This is a genomic window from Streptomyces minutiscleroticus (assembly GCF_014650875.1).
Taxonomy (GTDB): Bacteria; Actinomycetota; Actinomycetes; order Streptomycetales; family Streptomycetaceae; genus Streptomyces; species Streptomyces minutiscleroticus.
Genome location: NZ_BMVU01000053.1, coordinates 1 through 20,433, shown reverse-complemented (window position 1 = coordinate 20,433; position 20,433 = coordinate 1). Strand labels below are relative to the sequence as shown.

The 20,433-nt window shown below is 70.7% G+C and carries 16 protein-coding genes and 2 pseudogenes; 15 read left to right on the top strand and 3 right to left on the bottom strand.

All coding sequences use genetic code 11. The annotated features are described in order from the left end of the window. Positions 1-96: 96 nt before the first annotated feature. Positions 97-387, top strand: a complete 291-nt coding sequence (locus tag IE271_RS32860; RefSeq protein WP_308435231.1) for a GNAT family N-acetyltransferase — start codon at positions 97-99, stop codon at positions 385-387. A 342-nt stretch (positions 388-729) separates the two neighbouring features. Here the strand turns inward: IE271_RS32860 and IE271_RS32855 are convergent. From IE271_RS32855 to IE271_RS32845, 3 genes and pseudogenes are all read right to left on the bottom strand, one after another. Next, positions 730-1,134: pseudogene (locus IE271_RS32855) on the bottom strand (transposase family protein); the annotation flags it as partial. A 485-nt stretch (positions 1,135-1,619) separates the two neighbouring features. Beyond that, positions 1,620-2,945 carry a DUF6924 domain-containing protein gene (locus tag IE271_RS32850; RefSeq protein ID WP_190194138.1) on the bottom strand — a complete coding sequence of 442 codons (1,326 nt, stop codon included), beginning with the start codon at positions 2,943-2,945 and terminating at the stop codon, positions 1,620-1,622. A 736-nt stretch (positions 2,946-3,681) separates the two neighbouring features. Continuing rightward, positions 3,682-4,443 (bottom strand): ArsR/SmtB family transcription factor, encoded by a 762-nt coding sequence (locus tag IE271_RS32845; protein ID WP_190194137.1) that lies wholly within the window; start codon positions 4,441-4,443, stop codon positions 3,682-3,684. A 64-nt stretch (positions 4,444-4,507) separates the two neighbouring features. On the opposite strand from IE271_RS32845, the gene IE271_RS32840 reads away from it, so the two are divergent. The 14 genes and pseudogenes from IE271_RS32840 to IE271_RS32775 all read left to right on the top strand — a co-directional run. After that, positions 4,508-6,034 carry an MFS transporter gene (locus IE271_RS32840; RefSeq protein WP_229919707.1) on the top strand — a complete coding sequence of 509 codons (1,527 nt, stop codon included), beginning with the start codon at positions 4,508-4,510 and terminating at the stop codon, positions 6,032-6,034. A gap of 13 nt (positions 6,035-6,047) precedes the next feature. Continuing rightward, a complete protein-coding gene (locus tag IE271_RS32835) occupies positions 6,048-6,968 on the top strand; it encodes a PhzF family phenazine biosynthesis protein (protein ID WP_190194136.1) in 921 nt (306 codons plus the stop codon). A 97-nt stretch (positions 6,969-7,065) separates the two neighbouring features. Continuing rightward, the gene (locus IE271_RS32830; protein ID WP_190194135.1) at positions 7,066-7,266 is read left to right on the top strand and encodes a hypothetical protein; all 201 of its coding nucleotides are present in this window, start codon (positions 7,066-7,068) and stop codon (positions 7,264-7,266) included. A 96-nt stretch (positions 7,267-7,362) separates the two neighbouring features. Then, on the top strand, positions 7,363-8,127 hold the full coding sequence (locus IE271_RS32825) for a transposase family protein (protein ID WP_190194134.1): 765 nt from the start codon (positions 7,363-7,365) through the stop codon (positions 8,125-8,127). A 137-nt stretch (positions 8,128-8,264) separates the two neighbouring features. Then, entirely contained in the window at positions 8,265-8,777 is a 513-nt protein-coding gene (locus IE271_RS32820; protein ID WP_190194133.1) for a transposase family protein, read from the top strand. Positions 8,778-8,984: 207 nt separating this feature from the next. After that, entirely contained in the window at positions 8,985-9,224 is a 240-nt protein-coding gene (locus tag IE271_RS32815) for a hypothetical protein (RefSeq protein ID WP_190194132.1), read from the top strand. 57 nt (positions 9,225-9,281) lie between these two features. Continuing rightward, positions 9,282-9,500 (top strand): annotated as a pseudogene (locus IE271_RS32810) (transposase family protein); the annotation flags it as partial. A 316-nt stretch (positions 9,501-9,816) separates the two neighbouring features. Beyond that, on the top strand, positions 9,817-11,025 hold the full coding sequence (locus IE271_RS32805) for a cytochrome P450 (protein WP_190194131.1): 1,209 nt from the start codon (positions 9,817-9,819) through the stop codon (positions 11,023-11,025). Between the two features lie 56 nt (positions 11,026-11,081). Continuing rightward, positions 11,082-12,029, top strand: coding sequence for a phosphotransferase enzyme family protein (locus IE271_RS32800; protein ID WP_190194130.1), 948 nt, complete (start codon positions 11,082-11,084; stop codon positions 12,027-12,029). A 19-nt stretch (positions 12,030-12,048) separates the two neighbouring features. After that, entirely contained in the window at positions 12,049-12,834 is a 786-nt protein-coding gene (locus IE271_RS32795) for a thioesterase II family protein (RefSeq protein ID WP_190194129.1), read from the top strand. Positions 12,835-12,921: 87 nt separating this feature from the next. Next, positions 12,922-14,280: an MFS transporter gene (locus IE271_RS32790; RefSeq protein WP_268256248.1), complete on the top strand. Its 1,359-nt coding sequence runs from the start codon at positions 12,922-12,924 to the stop codon at positions 14,278-14,280. 2 nt (positions 14,281-14,282) lie between these two features. Further along, complete coding sequence (locus IE271_RS32785; RefSeq protein WP_190194127.1) at positions 14,283-14,951, top strand: NAD(P)H-binding protein; 669 nt, start codon at positions 14,283-14,285, stop codon at positions 14,949-14,951. A 433-nt stretch (positions 14,952-15,384) separates the two neighbouring features. Then, complete coding sequence (locus tag IE271_RS32780; RefSeq protein WP_190194126.1) at positions 15,385-15,735, top strand: transposase; 351 nt, start codon at positions 15,385-15,387, stop codon at positions 15,733-15,735. A gap of 923 nt (positions 15,736-16,658) precedes the next feature. Then, positions 16,659-20,433, top strand: a 3,775-nt coding sequence (locus IE271_RS32775; RefSeq protein WP_190194125.1) for a type I polyketide synthase, incomplete at its 3' end; no start/stop codon positions are given.

The window sequence follows — 20,433 nt, the reverse complement described above, 5'->3', positions numbered from 1 at the left end:
CCCCGCTTGAGGCGCAGGTTACAGGCCGGGTCCGGTCAGCTCCACTGAGAGCGTCTGCATCGGCGCCTCGCCCTGTTCTGCGGCGCTGAGAACCGTGTGAGCGGTTGGCCAGGGCATCCACCGCCTGCCCGCCCTGTGCCGCCCGTCCACGCCGGCCGCCAAAGCGCGGGGCGAGGGCGCGGCCTGGCCACCCGCGCGGTCATCCTGGTCTCCCGATGTGCGACGGGTGAGGGAGTGAAGCAGGCTGTGATCCGGGTAGAGCCGGAGAACGCTGCCTCTTCCGCAGTCGCCCGCAGGGCGGGCTTCACCCCCGGCAAGCACACACACGGCGCGGACGGGACACGGCTCGACTGGTACATGAGGGATCTGTGCATCGATACCCGGTGACGACCCTGGCGCTCGCGAGCCGGCGCGGAGTTCGGCGGCGCATGACCAGCGATTACGGGACAACCCTTGGCACTCCAGCCGTACTTCGGTGTCCGGGCCGGTCAGCGGCCTGCTGGTGTGGAGTGTAGCGGGGTGTCCGAGGCTCAGGACGGACTTGTGCACGGTGTCCATGAACGAGTGCGTCTTCTGCATGTTCGTGAGCTGGTTCGAGCAGGTCACGGACATGTTCGACGAGTCGCCGATGAGCGCGTGGGACGGGGAGCCGGAAGAGCTCTTTTTGCGGATCGGGGGCCGCTTCGGGCGGGCCGGGCCGCGCAGGCGGGTGCGGGACCACGTGCGCGGGTTCATGCCGTGCTCCTTGTGCTTGCCGGAGCAGAAGGGCCGGTCCGCGACGGTCCGGCCGGTCGGCAGCAGCGCCCCGTCCAGCAGGACGAACGCCTTCGACGAGGCGGTCCGTACTGCTTCGGCAAGGCTGGGAGCGAGCGCGGCCAGGGTTTCCACGGTCTCGGTGATGTACCGGTAGGCGGTCGTGGTTGCGATGCCGAACCCGGCCGCGAGCTGGGCGTACGGGTGGCCGTGGCGCAGGTGGGCGAGCGCGGGCAGGGCCTGGCGGCCGGCGTCCGGCCGACGCCACCGGCTGCCGATCGCACGGTGGTGTTCACGCAGACGGGCGGTGAGGAAGCGAAGATGCCGACCGGACGGGTCCAGTCCGGACGGGTGGACAAGCCGGGAAGCCTCTGACGGAATGGGTGATCCTGGTCGTGAACCCGTCCACCAGAGGCTTCGCTCGTCTGTCACACCAGCCGCCGGACTGCGTCAGCAGGCCGGGAGGGCGCGTCATGGGCGGCCAGCAGCTACCGGAGGACATCGGCCGGGGGCACCCACGCCAGGTGTGATCTCTCGGTTTCATGACAGCGATGTGAGAGACAGCGGAGCTTCGTGGCGTGGTGCTGATCAGCGGCTGCCTCGGTGGGTGTGGGGACGGTCCTGATGCGAGAGTTCCGGTGTGTTCCCGCTGTCACCAAGCGATGGATGTGCAGGTCGTGCACTGACGTGAAGCTGGGAGAGCGCACCCTGGGCGCAGGGCTGCGACTGCAACGGTGCCGGTCGCAGCGTGGCCTCGGCCGCTTGCCGGACCTCCCTCGTGCTGAGATCGGTCCGGCTCTCGGCATCGACACGCTGGACCGATCTGGACGAGGGACATCACTCGAACGCCGGCTGACCTTCTCGGGTCATTCGGGCGGCTCCTCGATGTTCCACGCCTCGAGCACACGGTCGTCGGCTTGGGCCGGGCCGTCGGCCTCACCCACATAGTCCTCCCAGTCCATGTTCGCGATCCACAGGTTGATCGCTATCTCCACGATGGCGGTCGGGGTGGCGCGCGCGCTGTCCACCAGGGCCTCCGGGTCCGTCGTGACCATCAGCATGTCGCGCCCGGACGAGGCCATGGTCCGGGCGTCCGCCACGACGAACATGGGCCAGTGCACGCTTTCCGGGACGAGAAGTGCCAACTGGTCCGACGTCAGGCCCGCGTAGCGGCGGTCGTCGATCGGTGTCACGTCCACCGACCAGGTGTCGCCGTCGTCGTCGTACTCCGCGCTCACCCGCGCCACCGCATCCTCCCAGGCGGCGTCGTCGGAGAAGTCGGTCCGGATGACCGGCAGCTCCTCACCCGCAGGCAGCAGGGGCACGTCCGGAGCCGGCCGGGCTTTCGGCCGCTCCGCCCGTGGCAGGCGCTGCCTGGGCGTGTGTGTGAACGCAGGCGTCATGCTCCACAGGACGGTGCCGTCGCCATCGGTGATCACGAGGCGCCCGTCGTCGGTCACCGACATCTCCGCCGCGCCCCTTTGGGCCAGTGCGGCGGCGGCGGAGTCGGATATCCCGAGCGATTGGGCGGGACGTTCCTCGCCGCCGGGGCCACGCGTGACCAGGCGGCCGTCGCCGGTCAGTGCGTAACCCTCCTGGGGGCGCAGGCCCACCGTCCACAGGATCCTGCCGGCGGTACGGCACAGACAGGCGGCGCCGCCCCCCTCGACCACGAACGCGTATGCGCCGTTGTCCGACACCAGGGACCCGCCGCGCAGGCACTGCCCGCGCCGCAGCCGCCTGCCGTCCGTCACGCGGTTCCAGCCGTCCCACCGCAGGGGGGCGTAAGGGCTGGCCCACGCAATGGTGTCCTCTGCGGTCCTCAGCACAAGCCTGCCGCTGTCCTGGATCATCAGGGCGACCGTCGACCGGCCCGTCGTGCCACTGGCCCACAGCGGCTGGCCCGTCGAGGAGTACACCACCAGATTGCCGTCCTCCTGCAGTACCAGGCGCCCCGGCCGGCCGAAGGCGCGGTCCAGATCGTGATGCTCGAGAGCCTCCGAACCGTACACGGAAGGCTGGAAGTCGGTCCCGGTGGCCCAGACGGCGCAGTGGTCCGCGTTCCGGTACACGACGACATTGCCGTCGTGCTGGTGCACCACACCGTATTCACCCGAAGGGCAGCTCACGGCCCGGCGGACCAACTGCTCACCCGCCCGTAAGACGACTGCGTACTCATGTTCTGCGATCACGGACGCAGTCTCGCAGGCCCCTCCGACAACGAGGGATGCAACAAGTAGGTCAGACACTCCCCGCCGCGCTGGGATGTGTGTGGCTCTTCGGAGTGACGAAGGCCGCCGTGCGAGGACCTGGTGTCGCAGGGATGAGAGTGACGGACGGCAGGTGGCCCGAACGGGGCGCCGATGCCGGGTCGGTCGTGCGGACGTTTCTGCCGACGCTGCCGGCGCGGCCGACGCTACCGACGCGGCCGTACGTGGACACCTCCGGGCCGGCCCGGGTGTCGCTCACGGCGTACGAGGCGGTGGACGTGGCGATCCTGCTGCGGCTGCCGGCCACCGCCCTTGTCATCGGCTCGGGGCCCTGCCGGCGGCGCCGGTGGGGAACGCGGGTGCGGGGGCCAAGCTGTCCCCCGCTGGTCTCCCCGCCGCTGGCACTGCTGCTCCACGGCCCGGGCAGTCACTGCGCGAGCTGGAGGCGGACCGTGTCGGCGCTGCCCGCCGTCGTCGTGCTGGGGCGCGGCCGGGCTGTGGCTGAACCCGATGAGGGACGGCGGCGGATGCCGAACTGTTCCCCTGCCCCGGCGACAGGCACCTGTTCACCGGCAACGGTGGCAGTGCGGGCAGGGACGGAGTGCCCCGGCTGCGGCTGGTCGTGGTCACCAGCGGCTGCACCGTGCTGCCGAAGAGGTGGCCGGTGGAGTGCACGTCCGCTCGGCCGACGCACTCACGCCGGCCGGCAGTCATCCCGCTACCGTGCGAGGGTCAGGCCCAGCGAATGCTCCAGACCTGCGATCCCCTTCTCGGTCACATGGACCACGCGCGGCGCCGCACCCCAGCGCACCCAGTCCAGTTCGAACAGCCGGGCCGTCAGCGCCGCACCGAGTCCGCCGGCCAGGTGGTGCCGGTGCTCGCTCCAGTCGACGCAGTAGCGCACGGCGGGGCGGCGCGGGGGCAACCGGTCGGTGTCCACACCGAGCTCGCGTAGCTGCGCCCGGCCACTGTCGGTGAGGGCGTAGTGGATGTCGCGTCCGTAGGAGGCGGGACGGTCGCGCACGGCCTGCTCGGGGCGGTGGACGCCGTCGTAACCGGTCAGCACACCGCGGTCGAGCAGCGCGCCCATCAGACCGGTGCCGAGCTGTCCGGCCAGGTGGTCGTAGCAGGTGCGGGCGCGGTGCAGGGCGTTCGTGCGGTTGCTCTGCTTCAACGAGGTGATGGGCAGCGGCGGGGCGATCAGCGCGAGGGCCTCCAGGGCGGCGGAGATGTCCGGACCGGCCAGGCGGTAGTAGCGGTGCCGGCCTTGCCGACCGACCGTGACGAACTCCCCCTCGACCAGCTTGGCCAGGTGCACGCTGGCGGTGGCGGCGCTGACACCCGCCTCACCGGCCAGTGCACTCGCGGGCAGGGCGCGGCCGTCGGCCAGGCACTTGAGCATCCGGGCCCGCGACGGATCGGCGATCAGCGCGGCGGCGCGGGCGATGTCGGTCTGCTGCTTGAGCGGCTCGTCCATCATGATCACAGCGTACGACGTCGACACTTTGACGTACGACGAAGTGTCCGGCTTCGATCATCTCTCCATGAGAGCAACGCACCTCGCCGCCCGCAGTGGGCCGACCACGGGGCCGACAGCCGGACGGGCCACCGACGCCCGTCGGCCCGCGCTCGCCATGGCTCCGCTGATTGCACTCAGCCTCGGCTATTTCCTCGTCATGCTCGACGTCACCGTCGTCAACGTGGCCATCCCCGACATCCGCACCTCACTCGGCACCGGCGCCACCGCCCTGCAGTGGATCGTCGACGGCTACAGCACCCTCTTCGCCGGTCTGCTGCTGCTCGGTGGCGCGCTCGCCGACCGCGTCGGCCACCGCCGGACGTTCCTGACCGGACTCGGCATCTTCACCGTCGCCTCGCTGGCCTGCGCCCTCGCCGGATCACCGGCACCGCTGATCGCCGGCAGGCTGGCGCAGGGCGCGGGTGCGGCACTGCTGGTGCCCGCATCCCTCGGCCTGCTCCGGGCCACCCATCCCGACCGTGCGGTACGCGCCCGCGCCGTCACCGTCTGGGGCGCGGTCGCCTCGGTCGCCTTCGGCGCCGGGCCGGTGGCCGGCGGACTGCTGGTCGCGGCCAGTGGCTGGCGCGCGGTGTTCTGGCTGAACCTTCCCGTCGCCGCCCTCGCGGTCGCTCTGACGCTGCGGCACCTCCCGTCTGCCTTCCGGTCGCGACACGAGGCACCGAAGGCGGACCCGCTGGGCCAACTCCTCGTCGTCGTCGGCCTCATCGCGCTGGCCGGCGGACTCAACGAGGCGGGCACACGCGGCTGGGCCTCACCCCTGGTGCTCTCCGCCATCGGCCTCGGCATCGCCGCGCTGGCCGCCCTCGCCGCCGTGGAACGCGCCCTCGAAGCACGTCTCCCCGCAGGCGGCCGACGCGCACCGCTGCTCCCGCCGTCCCTGTTCCGCGCCCCCTCCTTCACTCCCACCGCGGCCATCGGCCTGCTCATCAGCCTCGGCTACTACGGCATGCTGTTCCTGACCACCCTGTACTTCCGGCAGGAGCGCGGCTTCAGCGCCCTGGCCACGGGGTTCGCCCTGCTGCCGTCGGTGTGCACGGGACTGATCGCCGCCCCGCTGTCCAGCCGGATCACCGCCCGCACCGGCCCGTACCCGCCCATGGCCGCCGGCCTCGCGCTGGGCGCACTCGGCTTCCTCGGCTGGCTGCCGGCCGGGCCCCACACCCCGTACCCCGTGCTGCTGTTCGCCTTGATCGCCACTGGCCTCGGCCAGACGCTGACGGCCCTCTCCGCCACCGCCGCGATCGTCGACACCGCACCCGCCGCGGGCGTGGGCATCGCCTCCGCCGTCTTCAACGTCGCCCGGCAGGTCGGCAGCGCCGTCGGAGTGGCCTTGTTCGGCACCCTCGCCACCACGGCGTCGGACTTCACCGAAGGCCTGCGGCTCTCGGCATGCCTCGCTGCGACGGCCTTCGCGACCGGAGCCCTGCTCGCGCTCCCCGCCCGCCGCCGAACCACCACCCCCACCACGGGGGAGACTGACCCGCCCCGTCACCCGGCAGACCTGCAAGTAACCCGGCAGGAACCCCACTGAGAGGATGATCACCATGGCGAACTCGACGACGGAGACCACCGTGACCGAACCGGCCCGCCTCCTGACCGCCGAGGTGCTGCACTACACCGCCTTCACCACCAGCCCGACCGGTGGCAACAAAGCCGGAGTCGTCCTCGACGCCTCTTCCCTCGCCGACACCCAGATGGTGGCGATCGCCGCCGAACTCGGCTACTCGGAGACGGCCTTCGTCACCCCCGGGCCCGACCCGGACAACGGCCGGTCGTTCACGCTGCGGTTCTTCAGCCCCAAGGCGGAAGTGGGCTTCTGCGGCCACGCCACCGTGGCCACCGCGGTGGCGCTCGGCGAGCGCATCGGCGAAGGCGACCTCGACTTCCACACCGCCGCAGGCCACGTGCCTGTCACCGTCCGCAAGGAGGACGGCGTACTGAAAGCCACCCTCACCAGCGTCGAGCCCCGGGTGTACGGCACCGCCCCGGCCGACGTGACGGAGGCTCTGGCGGCGCTCGGCTGGCAGGCCGGCGATCTCGATGCCTCCCTGCCCCCGAGGATCGCCTTCGCGGGCGTGCGCCACCTGGTCCTTGCGGCCGCGACCCGTGAGCGACTGGCCGACCTCGAGTACGACTTCGACCGACTGACGAAGCTGATGCAACGGCTCGACCTGACGACCGTGCAACTGGTGTGGCGCGAAACAGCGACCGTCTTCCATGTCCGCGACCCGTTCCCGGTCGGCGGTGTGGTGGAGGACGCCGCGACGGGCGCCGCGGCCGCGGCGTTCGGCGCCTACGCCCGCGACCTGGCCCTCGTCCCGGCAGACGCGAACCTCACCCTCCACCAGGGCCACGACATGGGCCGCCCGTCACTGTTGGAGGTCGACATGGTCCCCGGCGATCCACGGGTACGCGTCACCGGAGCCGCGATCGGCATCCGGCCGGCGATGGCGCCGCGGTCGTAGCGGGGCAGCCGGGGGCGGCGCGCAGAGTGTGCCGCCCCGGGCGAAGAGGCCGTCCAGTGGCTGGAGGGGTGGCGGTGAACGCGTCGGCGTCCGCGCGTTGATTGCGCTGGGCGAGGCATCCGTCGATGACGTCGCTGCGGTACCGCGGCGCGAGGAGACGGTGCCGCACGGGGCCGGGGTGCAGCACCTGCTGCCGAACGGCCCGTCCGGGTCGTTCTCCATCAACGCGACCAACGCACCCGGCGCCCCCCTGCTGTTCGGTGTCCGCATCGATGGCACTGAGCCTCTTCCGACCTGACGGGTGGTTGGACCGGTGCCCCGGTGGGGGTATGAAGAAAGCTCCTGGTAGACGGGTTCACGACCAAGATCGCCAGTTCGCCAGGAGCTCTCGTGCTTGTCTGCTCGTCTGCCATCGATCCCATCCAGCCGCACCCTGCAGCACCTCGCTGGTCTGCTCGCGGGGCACCGGCGGCGGATCGGCTCCCGCCGGCGCCGCCTCACCCGCGGCCGGCAGGCTCTGCTCGTCCTCGCGCACCTGCGCTGCGGTGACACTCCCCAGCCTCCGGCCGGGGGCACCCCCGATGCCCGCCTGGCCGCGGGTTTCCGCATCGGGATCGCGACGGTCTGCCGCTCCATCCGCGAGGCCGTCGACCTCCTGGCCCCGCTCGCTCCGACACTGGAGCAGGCCATGGGCACGGCCCGCAGCAAGGCGTACGTGATCCTCGACGGCACGCTCCTGCTGACCGACCGCATCGCCGCCGACCGCCCGTACTACTCGGGAAAGAAGAAGCACCACGGCATGAACGTGCAGGTCCTCGCCGACCCGGCCGGACGCCTGATCCGGGCATCGCACGCACTGCCGGGAGCCGCCCACGACCCGACCGCGGCCCGCACCCACGACATCCCGGCCGCTCTGGCCGCCGACAGCATCAAGTGCTGGGCGGACAAGGCGTATCAGGGTGCGGGCCCCGCCCTCCGCGTCCCGCTCCGCGGCAGGAACCTGCGTGGCCGGCGCCGGCGTCACGACCGGGACCATGCCGAGATCCGCAGCCTCGGCGAACGCGCCATGGCGGTCCTCAAGGGCCGGCGGCTCCTGCGCAAGCTCCGCTGCAGCACCACCCGGGTCACCGCCATCGTCCGAGCCGTCGTCGCCCCCTAACCCGCCAACTGATCAAGATGGAAAACCTTCAGTGTGTCCGTGTCGCACGCAACGAGGCTCCGGTTGTTCTGGGTGACCTTCCCAAGTCGCCTGGAACCACCGGAGCCTCGATGTGCCGCCGGTCTGCCACGATCTGCTTGATCACATCGTCCATCCACGCCCAGCGGTCTGTGCCGCGCGTCGTCGGCCGGCTGACCGCGCTGGTTGACCCGCGTGAGCGGCGCGGGCGTCGGCACTCGCTGGTGTCGATGCTGCTCACCGCGTGCTGCGCGGTCCTGGCCGGCGCCCGCTCCTACGCCGCCGTGGGCCAGTGGGCGGTCCAGGCTCCGCAGGACGCCCTGGCCCGGCTCGGCGTCCGCGCCACCGGCCCGTTCGCCCTGCACCAGGTCCCGGTCACCTCCACCATCCGGCGGGTGCTGCAGCTGACCTGCCCCGGCGGGCCGGCCGACCTGCTCGGCCGCAGCCCGGCCGGCGCCCGGCAGCTGGCGGTGGACGGCACGACCGCCCGCGGCTCGCGCACCTCCACCATCCCGGCCGCCCACCTCCTCTCGGCCGTGCCGTCCGGCGGGCACACGGTCGCCAGCTGCCGGTGCCGGACAAGACCGCCGCGGTCACCGGCTTTGCCGCGCTGCTCGCCCGGTTCGGCCTGACGAAAGTGACGGTGACCGCCGACGCCCCGCACACCGGCCGCGACCACGCGACATGGCTGGTGCAGAACGAGAAGGCGCACTATCTGTTCGTCGTGAAGCGCAACCAGCCGCACCCGCACGCGGCGTTGCGCTCACTGCCGTTCCAAGCAGGTCACCGCCCGTCGCTACGGGCGCGCAGACGGCCACGGCCGACGCGAGACCCGTTCGGTGCGCACCCTGACCGTCACCGGCCTCCACCCGGACCTCCCGCACGTCATCCAGGCCGCGAAGACCGTGCGCCACCGCGTGAACACCAGGACCGGAAAGATCACTCGCAAAACTGTCCACGGGATCACCGACCTGCCTTCCACCGCAGCGTCCCCGCAGCTCATCGCACAACTCGCGCGCTCCCAGTGGGGCATCGAAGCGGTGCACCACGTCAGGGACACCACCCATGCACCTCGATGATCTGGCTCAGGGACCTCACCCGAGCCACCCCCTTGATCGGAACTCAATACGATCCCTGGAGGTACCGTCCGTGTCCCCTGCTGGGGCCGCAGGGAGAAGCTCTCCACAGGTCAGCGGGCCGTCAACCGGTTCCACGCGAAGATCCGGGCTCTCGTCGAACCCGCCATCGCGGCCCTGAAGGCATGGCGCCTCCTCCGCAGACTACGCTGCTCGACCACCCGCATCACCCACCTCGTCCAGGCAGTCCTCACCCTCCACCTCATCAGCACCAATTGAGGTCGGAGAAGGTTCAGCGAATCGAGCCGAACCCTCCATCGGAACCGGAGTGGTTCACTGCCGACACGGACGGGGCAGGTGAACGGCTGGTTAACCAGACATTGTTCAGGGGTGGCTAGGGGGTGTCTAGGGGGTGTGGGCGACGATCGCCCGGACCGTAGAGTCGCTCGTGGGATCTTCCTGCGGGCAGCTGAGCCCCGCTCGGTGAGTACTCGGGAGCCGTGGCCGGGCGGGTTGAACGGCCGACCGGTCAGGGATCCCCCGAAGGGCAGCGAACGACAGGCGTTGCACCATCCACCGAGGAGCGCTTCAGTTCATGAGCGAGATGACTCCAGTCCAAGGGCTGCCGACCCAACGCAGCTGCCCTTATGACCCGCCGGACGACTACGCGCGGCTGCGTTCCGAGGCGCCTGTCGCGCCGATCGTGTACCCCGATGGCAACCAGGGGTGGTTGCTCAGCCGGTACGAGGATGTCAGGACCCTGCTCACGGACCCCCGGTTCAGCTCGGAACGGTCGCGCTCGGCAAGAACCCGGCACCGGGACACCAAACCCGCCATGCCCCCTGGCGCGTTCATCAGCATGGATCCCCCTGACCACACCCGGTACCGCAGACTGGTCGCCGGCCGTTTCACCACGCGGAAGATGCGTGAGCTGGAGCCCCGGGTCGAGGCCTACGCGCAGCAGTTCCTGGACCGGATGGAGGCGCAGGGCGGGCCTGTCGACCTTGTCGACGCCTACGCTCTGCCGATTCCCGCACTGGTCATTTCGGACCTGCTCGGTGTGCCTTCCGACAACCGTGCGGACTTCCAGCGCTGGTCGGCAGACGTCCTCAACGTCGAACTGCCTCTGGAGCAGATCAAGGCGTCGATCAACGAGTTTTCCCGCTTCATGCAAGATCTGATCGACTCCAAGAAGAAGGAGCCCGGCGACGACCTGATCAGTGACCTGGTCCATCCCAAGAGCGAGGCGGACCGGCTCACGGACGACGAGGTCGCCGGGCTGTGCACGCTCATGCTGATCGCCGGGCATGAGTCGACGTCCAACATGTTGAGCCTGGGTACCCTGGTCACCCTGCAGAATCCGGAGCAACTGGCCGCTCTGCGCAGTGACCCGGAACTCATCGACAGCGCCATCGAGGAGTTGCTGCGGTACCTGTCGATCGTCCAGTTCTCCTTCACCCGCACCGCGCTGGAGGACGTCGAGATCGGTGGCCAGCACATCGAGGCCGGGCAGACCGTGGTCGGCGCGATGGTCTCCGCCAACCGCGATGCCGAGTACTTCCCGGACCCGGACCGGCTGATCTTCGACCGGACGAACGCCAGGAACTTCGCTTTCGGCGCCGGCATCCACATGTGTATCGGACACCAGCTCGCCCGCGTCGAGATGCGGGTGGCCTTCCGACGGCTTCTCGAACGCTTTCCGACGCTGCGTATCGCCGTTCCGCACGACCAACTGCGTTTCAAGACCGACTCCGTCGTCTACGGCGTCTGGGAACTCCCTGTCACCTGGGACGCGGCTGGCTGACGCCGTAACGGACCACCGAAGTCACTGCACGAGGAACAAGAACAGGACGTCACCGCATGCCCGTTTTCGAAGCTCTGCCGGCCGCCCCCGAGGACGGCGAACTCCCTCTGGTCCGCTGGGGGGAGGGGAGCTGGTCGGTGCTCCCCTGGGAGCGGGAAGTCGCCGATCAGGGCTACAACTCTCATACCTGGCAGGTCGCGAACGGCGAACGGCGATACGTGCTCAAGGCCGTCCCGAAGAGTCACGGTGCCGGCTTCGCGGCCGGTCTCGGCGTCGCCCGCGGCGTTGCCGAGCAGGGGATCCTCAGCGGCACCCCGAACACCACGACTACCGGTGACCTGGTGGTCCTGGAGGGTGACTGGTGCTGGGGTCTGCTCGACTACATGGACGGCGAGCGCGTCGACAGGACCGACGCCGAGCAGATGCGCATCGTCGGCGGCACGCTGGCCGCCATTCACCGGGCGCTGGTTGATCACCCCGTACCGGCCGGGGTGATCACCTGGCCGCAGATCGACTGGTTGCTGGCCGAGAATGAGGCCCTGAAGCCGTATCCCTGGATCCAGCGCGCCATGCGTGAGGCGCTCGAAGTGATCCCCGACGACCTGACCCTGGGCGTCGTGCACGGCGACCCGCGCGTCACCGAGTTCCGCATCAAGAACGGCACGGGCGGGCTGCTCGACTGGGGCGAGGTGATGTACGGGCCGCATGTCTTCGACGTCGCCAGCACCCTCATTTACCTGGACGACGAGGCCGACAAGGAGTCCTTCCTGAGGGGCTACCTGGCCACGTCCGTCATCGACGCCTCCCAGCTCGCCTACGTCGACGTCATGCGTAAATTCCGGTACGCCGTCGAGGCTTGGTTCTTCGCCCACCGCGAGAGCCTGCAAATCACCCTCGGCCAAGAGGCCGGCGAGCACACCAACGCCTCGATCCTGAAGATGAAGCACGAGGACATCGAGGCCGTCGACGCCGGCCGGACGAAGACTTCGATCCCCACGGTCTGACGGGCTCAGGAAGGACAGCGTGACCGTTTACAGTCCCCGAAGGGCCGACGCCTGGCTCGTCTCGTACGGGGAACGGCCCGACGCCGCCTTCCGCGTGGTGTGCTGCCCGCACGCCGGAGGTTCGGCCTCGTACTATCCATGGCTGCGGACGGCGGTCCCCTCCGACGTGGAACTGCTGTGCCTGCAGTACCCCGGCCGGCAGGAGCGCCGCCGGGAACCGGCCATCACCCGGTTCCCGGCGATGACCGAGGCCGTTACCGAGGTACTGCGGTCCGTGGCGGACCTGCCACTGGTGCTGTTCGGGCACAGCATGGGCTCGCTCATCGCCTTCGAGACCGCCCGGGCGCTGGAGCGCGAGGGCTGTACCGTTCTGGGACTGGTGGTCTCCGGCCGCCGGGCCCCCTCGGTACGGCCGCCGGACGGCGTGCGGAAGATCGACTTCGCGGAGACTCTCGCGGAGACCCGCGCCCTGGGAGGCACTGACCCGGCGCTGCTGAACGATCCCGACTTCCTCGAACTGATGCTGCCGGTGCTGCGCGCCGACTACCAGTTGGCCGCGTCCTACCGGCCCGAGCCCGAGGCGGCGGTCTCCTGTCCGCTGACCATGTTGACGGGCGACGCCGACCCGCAGGTGGACCGGGCCGCCGCCGAGGCATGGCGTCGACACACGACGAGTGACTTTACCCTGCACGAGGTCACCGGAGGGCACTTCTTCTTCAACGACGACAGGCCCACGGTCGTCAACCACCTCAGGTCGGCTCTGGCCGCCCTGCATCCCGGCGCCGCCGATCGGCAACTCCGGTAGCGCACACCGGACCCCGGCGGTCCGGTCCGCTGGGAGACCGTCCCGGCCACCCAGACCGACCCGCCCCCAGCCAAGGAGAGACACACAATGTTCCGGTCGTTGCGAGCGCTGTCAGGGGTGCCGCGCCTGCGGAGCTTGCTGTCGCTGTCGTTGCTCGCTCGTATCCATATGAGCGCGCTGCCGGTGGCACTGTCGTTCCTGGTAGCAGATTGGACGGGCTCGTATGCGAGCGTCGGTCTGCTGTCCGGCGCCATGGCGGTCGGCCAGGCTGTGGCCGGGCCGGTACGGGGACGGATCGCCGACCGTGACTCCGCGACCTCCGTGCTCTTCAAGACCGGCACCGGCTACGCCGTCGGGCTCGTGCTGCTGGTCGTTCTGGCTGGGCTGGCGCCATCAGGGCTCTGGCCCGTCGCCGTCGTCGTCACCTTCTTCACCGGGCTCATGCTGCCGCCGGTCTCCCAGCTGTCCCGGTCGATCTGGCCCCGGCTGGTGGGGGGCGAGCAGCGGCAGGCCCTGTACACACTGGACTCCACCGGTTACGAGGTGATCGCCACGATCGGCCCGCTGCTGGCGACGGCCGTGGTGACGCTGTCCAGCGGGGCGGTGGCCGTGGGGGTGTGCGCCGCGCTGGCCGCCGGTGGCGCGATGGTCTTCGGCCTCGCCCTGCGGTCGGCAGGATTCGAGCGCGCCGAGCCGCCCGCCGCGGCCGTCTCGAGCAAGCCGGCGGATCGGCGTTCGCTGCTGCGGGACGCCACCTTCCTGCGGGCCGTTGCCGTTCCGTTCTTCCTGATGGCGGCATTGTTCTCGGTGAACCTCTCGCTCGTCGCATGGGGCCGCACCAACGACACGCCGAAAACCGCCGGTGTGCTCATCGCCCTGTTCAGCCTGGGAGCAGCCATCGGCGGCCTCGTGGTGGTCAGCAGGGGGCTCAAGCCGCACAGCGGACGTACCACCAGCGGACTGGCCGCAGGGCTGATCGTGCTGGCCCTGCTGCTGCCGCCGGTCAGTGACCACACCCCGGTATGGGCGTTGGTCGTGGTCACGCTGCTGACCGGTTCGGCGGTGGCCGCCAGTCTCGGGTCGAGCAACTCGCGCATCGGTGAACTGGCTCCGCCCGAACGGCGCGCGGAGGCGTTCGGCTGGCTCGCCACGGCGACGACCAGCGGTGCGGCCCTGGTGTTGCCGCTCACCGGGTGGCTGCTCGACCTGCAGGGACCGGCCGCGTCGCTCGGCGCCGGCGCGGTCGCCGCGGTGCTCTCCGCGGGCCTGGCGTTCAGCCTCCCGGCCCGGGCTGAGGAGAGCGGCGCCAAGGAGAGCGACGCCAAGAGCGACGGCTACGGAAACACGCGTGCCGACGGCGACGGCACCGGCGACGGCAGGACGGGCAAGGGCGGCGCCGATGGCGACGACGACTCCGCATCCGAGTCGACGGCCGAGGTGAAGTGAGCATGCGGGTCGTGATCCTGGGCGTGACGACCGGTCTCGGCGCCCGGCTGGCGGAGTCCCTGCTCGGCCGCGGAATGACACCGGTGGGCCTGGTCCGCAGCGCGGAACACACGGAGGCGCTGAAGGAGGCCGGAGTCGAACCGGTCGTTCTCGACACCCACAGTGCCGAGCTCCGCTCGACCGTGGTGCGCGCGCTGACCGGTGCGGACGCGGTGGTGCTGGCCGCCGGGACCGGGACCGGTCCGGGTTCGCTCGGCGCGGCCACCGCCACGGCCTCTCCCGCCGCCCTGCTCAGCGGCGCGGCGGAGCGGGTCGGTGTCCGGCGCTTCGTCCTGGTGAGCGCCCTGTTGCCAAGCGCGGCCGACCGGGCGGCGCTCGGCAACGACCTGCCGGCCTACCTGCGGGAGAAGGCCAACGCCGAACAGGCCCTGGCGGAGAGGGACCTGGACTGGACCGTGCTGCGGCCCGGCACACTGCGGGACGCGGCTCCCACCGGCCGGATCCTGCTGCGCTCCGGCGCGGACCCCGGTCCCGAGGGCGAGATCGGCCGTGCCGATCTCGCGACCACCATCACATACACCCTGACCGCGCCCCGGACGGTGCACCGAACACTGGCCGTGTCGACCGGATCGTGCGAAATCTCCACGGCGCTAGCGGGAATTGGTACATGAGCCGCTAAAGCTCTGACCCGTCAGACAAGAACGGCTCGCACAACGCGGGTCCGGTGACGTACGCCACCGGGCCCGCGTTTCTTTTGCGTTTCCCGGATGTATTTATGTCGCGACGTCCGGCATACATGAAGGAATTGCCGGTCTGTCCTCCGGGCGGCCCTTGGATAAAGGTGCGGGAGGCGCCGGTGAGTGAAGAGGCGGGCGGCCGGGCCGAGTAAGGGCTGGCAGTTTCGGAGATCGCAACCGTAGCGAGGACCGAGTCGGCGGTAGCAGGTCAGCCAGCAGATGCTCCGCTCGATCCCCGCAGGCGCGGACCGGCCGTCGGCTGGACTCGATGCCGCATAAGTGAGGGCCGCGAAATGAGGACTTGCCACATGGGTCGCAATCTCAGATTTGTCTCACGTGGTGGCGGAAGTGCGGCATGATGTCTTCCATGAGTGGTGGTCTGTCGAAGCGGTTGGTGCCTGACGGGTTGTGGGCGCTGGTGGCTCCGTTGCTTCCCTCGTTCGCGGCGCGTCCGCAGGGCGGGGGCACGGCCCCGCGGGACGAGCGGGGTGTGTTCACCGCGGTGGTGTATGTGCTGACCAGCGAGTGTGCCTGGCGGCAGCTGCCCTATACCTTCGGCGTCTCTCCTGCCACCGCGCACCGGCGGTTCGCGATGTGGACCGAAGCGGGGGTGTGGCGGCGGCTGCACCGGGCGGTGCTGGATGGTCTGGGCGCGCGCGATGAGCTGGACTGGGCATCGGTGATCGTGGACGCGGCTGCGGCCCGGGCCAGAAGATGACGTGCGGGAGGGGCCTCCTCGGCTCATGGGCTGATCGCTCCGAGGGGAGCACGACGCTCGGTGGGCGACTGTCTTCGGGAACGTGAGGAGACCCCTGACGGCCGTCGTGGGGGGGGGCTGGACATCCATCGCGGACGGATCACCTTCGACCGCCTTGACAGCGACAGCGGACAGGTCGGCCGGGGACGGATCGTCCCCGCGGCACGCCACCGGTTCCGTGCCTGGCCGCAGGAGTTGCCGCGGTCGGCGGTGGAGGGCCGCACCGGCTGGCGGTTCATTGTCGAGGAGTGCCGGGCGGCCGGAATGGACGTGCGGTCGGCGCGGCCTCGGACGGGCCCGGGCGCCGGGCCGGGACCGGCCGCGCCGGCGCGGCCAAGGCCCGCCACCTGAGACCACCCGTGCTGCGCCGGGTCGTGTTCGGGGCGGCCACGCGCGCCGCCCGCCCCAGCGCCCCCGACTATGCCTACTACCAGCAGGCCAAGGACCGGTGCGGCGGCAACCGGACCGCCCTGCCGGTGGCTTGCAGACTCATCCGCCGGGCCCGCCACCCCCTGCGGGCCCCGGGCGACTCGCTGATGCCGGGAGCCAGGCCGCTCCAGCGCTCTCCTGGCCGGACCCCACGACATTGAACAGGCGGTGGCGGGACCCGGACGGACGGCCGCGGAGCGTGGCGGCCTGCGGAAGCCGCTGGGCGGTGCGTTCTCCGGCAGCCCGGCCCCGTCGAGCCCGGAACGCGTCAGGTGCCCGCCCGCCGCGCTGCAAGGAGTTCGCCGAATTCACCACGTGAGACAAACTCTTATTAGGGGTGTTTAGGGGCGTGACTGGGGGGTGCCGGAAGAATCAGCGGTCTGTTGTGATGTGCGGCAGGGATTTCCATGTCCTTCAGTCGCCAACTCGGCTTGACCTTACCGGGAGTTACCAGAATGGCAGACGATGTCCGCGCAATTGTGCTCGCCGGTATCGCTCGATTCAGTGATCGGGCCGGCGAAACGGTGGCCGAACTCGTCTGGGGGGCGATCGAGGACGCCGCAGCGGTTCCTTCACCGGAACAGCCCGTGGCCGTGTTCGCCGCCGGCGACCCGGGCGGTCTGGACGGTCTGGACGGCATCGCGGGTGTGACCGTCCGTGCCGTCGGTGACGCCGACCCGTTCCTCTCCGCGGAGCAGGCCCTGGCCGGGCAGGAAGCCGCGCTCGCGGTGGTCCTCGACCCCGACGGGACGTCCGCCTTCGCTCTTGCCGCCGAGGCCTCGGGGTTCGACGACCGCCCCCGCGTCGACCCGCGCGACGTGGCCGCCCGTACGGCCGGGCCGGCCGAGGCGGTCCCCTCGCACACCGACACCGCGGACTCCTCGGAAGCGGCGGACGTCGGCACCGCCGTACCGCTGCTGCTGTCGGGGCGCAGCGAGAGCGGACTGCGCGCGTACGCCGCGAAGCTGGCGGACCACCTCGTCGAACACCCCGCTGCCGGACTCACCGACGTGGCGCACACCCAGGCCACCGCCCGCACCCTGTGGCCCCACCGTGCCGTCGTCCTGGGCGGCGACCGCACCGAAACCGTCGGTGCCCTGCGTTCGCTGGCCGCCGGCACGCCGGTCAGGGGCGTGGTGCAGGGCACTGCGATCGCCGGGGGCAAGGTGGCCTTCGTCTTCCCCGGACAGGGCGGTCAGTGGCTCGGCATGGCGAACGAACTCGCCGAGTCCGAACCGTACTTCCGCGAGAAGCTGTCCGAGTGCCTGCGGGCGCTCCGCCCCCACGTGGACTTCGAGCCGGCCGACGTGTTCTCCGGCACCGTCCCTCTGAAGGGCGTCGCCGTCGTCCAGCCCACCCTGTTCGCCGTGATGGTCGCGCTGTCCGAGCTGTGGCGGTCGCACGGTGTCGTACCGGACGCGGTGGTCGGCGAGAGCTTCGCCGAGATCGCCGCGCTCACTGTCGCCGGTGGTCTGTCGCTCCGGGAGGGCGCTCAGCTGGTCGCCGCGTTCGCCAGGGGCGAGGGGCAGATCGGCGGTGAGGGGGGCCTGGTCGCCGTGGGACTGCCGAGGGCCGAGGTCGAGGCACTGCTCACGGAGCAGGAACTCGAACTGGAGATCGCCGTCGTCAACGGGCCGCGCTCGACCGTGGTCGGCGGCACCCCGCAGGCATGCGCACAGGTTCTCGAAGAGCTGGCCGCCCGCGGCGTGTGGGCCCGGCAGGTCGGCATCGATGTCGCCGCCCACACCGCGCAGATCGAGCGCACCCGCGACTTCATGCTGCGCGAACTCGCACCGGTGCGTCCGCACACCGCAGACGTCCCGGTATACACCGCTGCGACCGGCGGTGCGGTCGACACCGCCGCCCTCGACCCCGAGTTCTGGTACCGCAGCGCCCTTACGACCGCCGACTTCCAGGGCGCCGTCGAGACCATGCTGGACGACGGCTACCGCCTGTTCATCGAGATGAGCCCGCACCCGGTGCTGACCATGAGCATCGAGGAGACCGCCGCGCACCGCGGCGTCGAGGCGGTGGCGGTGGAGACCATGCGCCGTGACGACGCGGGTCTCGCCCGCCATCGGCAAGCGGTGGCCGTCGCGGCCCTGCACGGAGCCACCCCGGACTGGACCGCTGTTCTCGGCCGGGCCCGCACCATCCCCCTGCCGGTGTACCCGCTGGGCGCCGACAGCGGCGACACCATCGGCCAAGCGCTGCGCGCACGCCTGGAGGCGCTCACGCCCGAACGCCGTCTGGAGGACGTGCTGGGCCTCGTCGTGAAGCAGTTCAAGGCGCTGCCCGGTCACGAGGACGACGCGGCCGTCGCCACCGACCAGGCCTTCCGGGAGCTGGGGCTGGACTCCGCCGGCGCACTCGCGCTGCGCAACCGGATCAGCGACGTCACCGGGGTGCGGCTGCCGCCCACGGTCACCTTCGACCACCCCACTCCGCAGGCCCTGGCCCGCGAGGTGCTCCGGCTGGTCCTCGGCGACGACTCGGAGGCCGAGACGGACGACGCCCCCGGCGGCTCCGCCACGGCGGACGAACCGATCGCGATCGTCGGCATGGCCTGCCGACTGCCCGGCGGCGCCGACTCCCCCGAAGCACTGTGGCAGATGGTCAGCGAGGGACGCGACGCCGTCACCTCCTTCTCCGCCGCACGCGACTGGAACCTCGACACCCTCTACAGCTCCGACCCCTCCGACCCCGGCACCTTCTATCAGCAGGAAGCCGCTCTGCTGGCGGATATCGACCGGTTCGACGCCGAGTTCTTCGGTATATCCCCGCGTGAGGCGGTCGCGATGGATCCCCAGCAGCGGCTGCTGCTGGAGACCGCGTGGGAGGCGCTGGAGCGGGCCGGGATCGACGCGGCCGGCGTCCGGGGCAGCCGCACCGGCGTCTTCAACGGTGTCATCAACCTGCCCTACGGCCAGCCACTGCACCAGGCCCGGCCGGACCTGGAGGGCTACGTCCTGACCGGCACCACCACCAGTGTCGCCGCCGGACGGGTCTCCTACGTGCTGGGTCTGGAGGGCCCGGCGATCACCGTGGACACGGCCTGCTCGTCCTCGCTGGTGGCACTGCACCTGGCCGTGCAGTCGCTGCGCAACGGCGAGTGCGACCTGGCCTTCGCCGGCGGTGCCACCGTGCTGGCCGAGCCCGGCATGTTCATCGAGTTCAGCCGACAGCGCGCGCTGGCTCCCAACGGACGCTGCAAGTCCTTCTCCGCGGACGCCGACGGCTTCGGTATGGCCGAGGGCGTGGTGACGCTCGTCGTCGAGCGGTTGTCCGACGCGCTGCGCAACGGCCACGAGGTGCTGGCCGTCGTCCGTGGCTCGGCGGTCAACCAGGACGGCGCCTCCAACGGTCTCACCGCCCCCAACGGCAAGTCGCAGCAGCGCGTCATCCGCGCCGCCTTGAGGAACGCCGGTCTCGGCGCTCACGAGGTCGACGTCGTCGAGGCCCATGGCACGGGTACGCGGCTCGGTGACCCCATCGAGGCCCAGGCCCTCATGAACACCTACGGCAGGGCGCACAGTGACGACAACCCCTTGTACCTGGGTTCGCTGAAGTCGAACATCGGCCATACCCAGGGTGCCTCCGGTGTGGCGGGTGTCATCAAGATGGTGATGGCGATGCGCCACGGTGTGATGCCGCGCAGCCTCTACGCCGACAACCCCACGGGCGAGGTCGACTGGGACGGCAGCGGCGTGCGACTGCTCGCTCACGAGCGCGCCTGGACGGGCCACGACCGTCCGGCCCGCGCGGCCGTCTCGTCGTTCGGCATCAGCGGCACGAATGCCCATGTGATCGTCGAGGAGTTCGTACCGGGGTCCGTCGAGGAGGTGGCGGTGCCGGTGGTGCCGTCGGTTCCGGCGGTGGCCGGTGGTGTGGTGCCGTTGGTGTTGTCGGCGAAGTCGGATGCGGGTCTGGCGGGTCAGGCGGCGGCGCTGCGTGATCATCTGGCGGCTCGTCCTGAGCTTGCTCTGGTGGACGTGGCGCGGTCGTTGGTGACGACGCGGTCGGTTTTCGACCATCGTGCGGTGGTGGTGGGGGAGCGGTCGGAGGTGTTGGCCGGTCTGGATCGGCTGGCGGGTTCGGTTGTGAGTACTCCGGGTTCTGGTGCTCGGGGTCGTGTGTCCGCGGTGTTCTCGGGTCAGGGGTCGCAGCGTGTGGGGATGGGGCGTGAGCTTGCTGCGGGGTTCCCGGTGTTCGCGGAGGCGTTGGACGAGG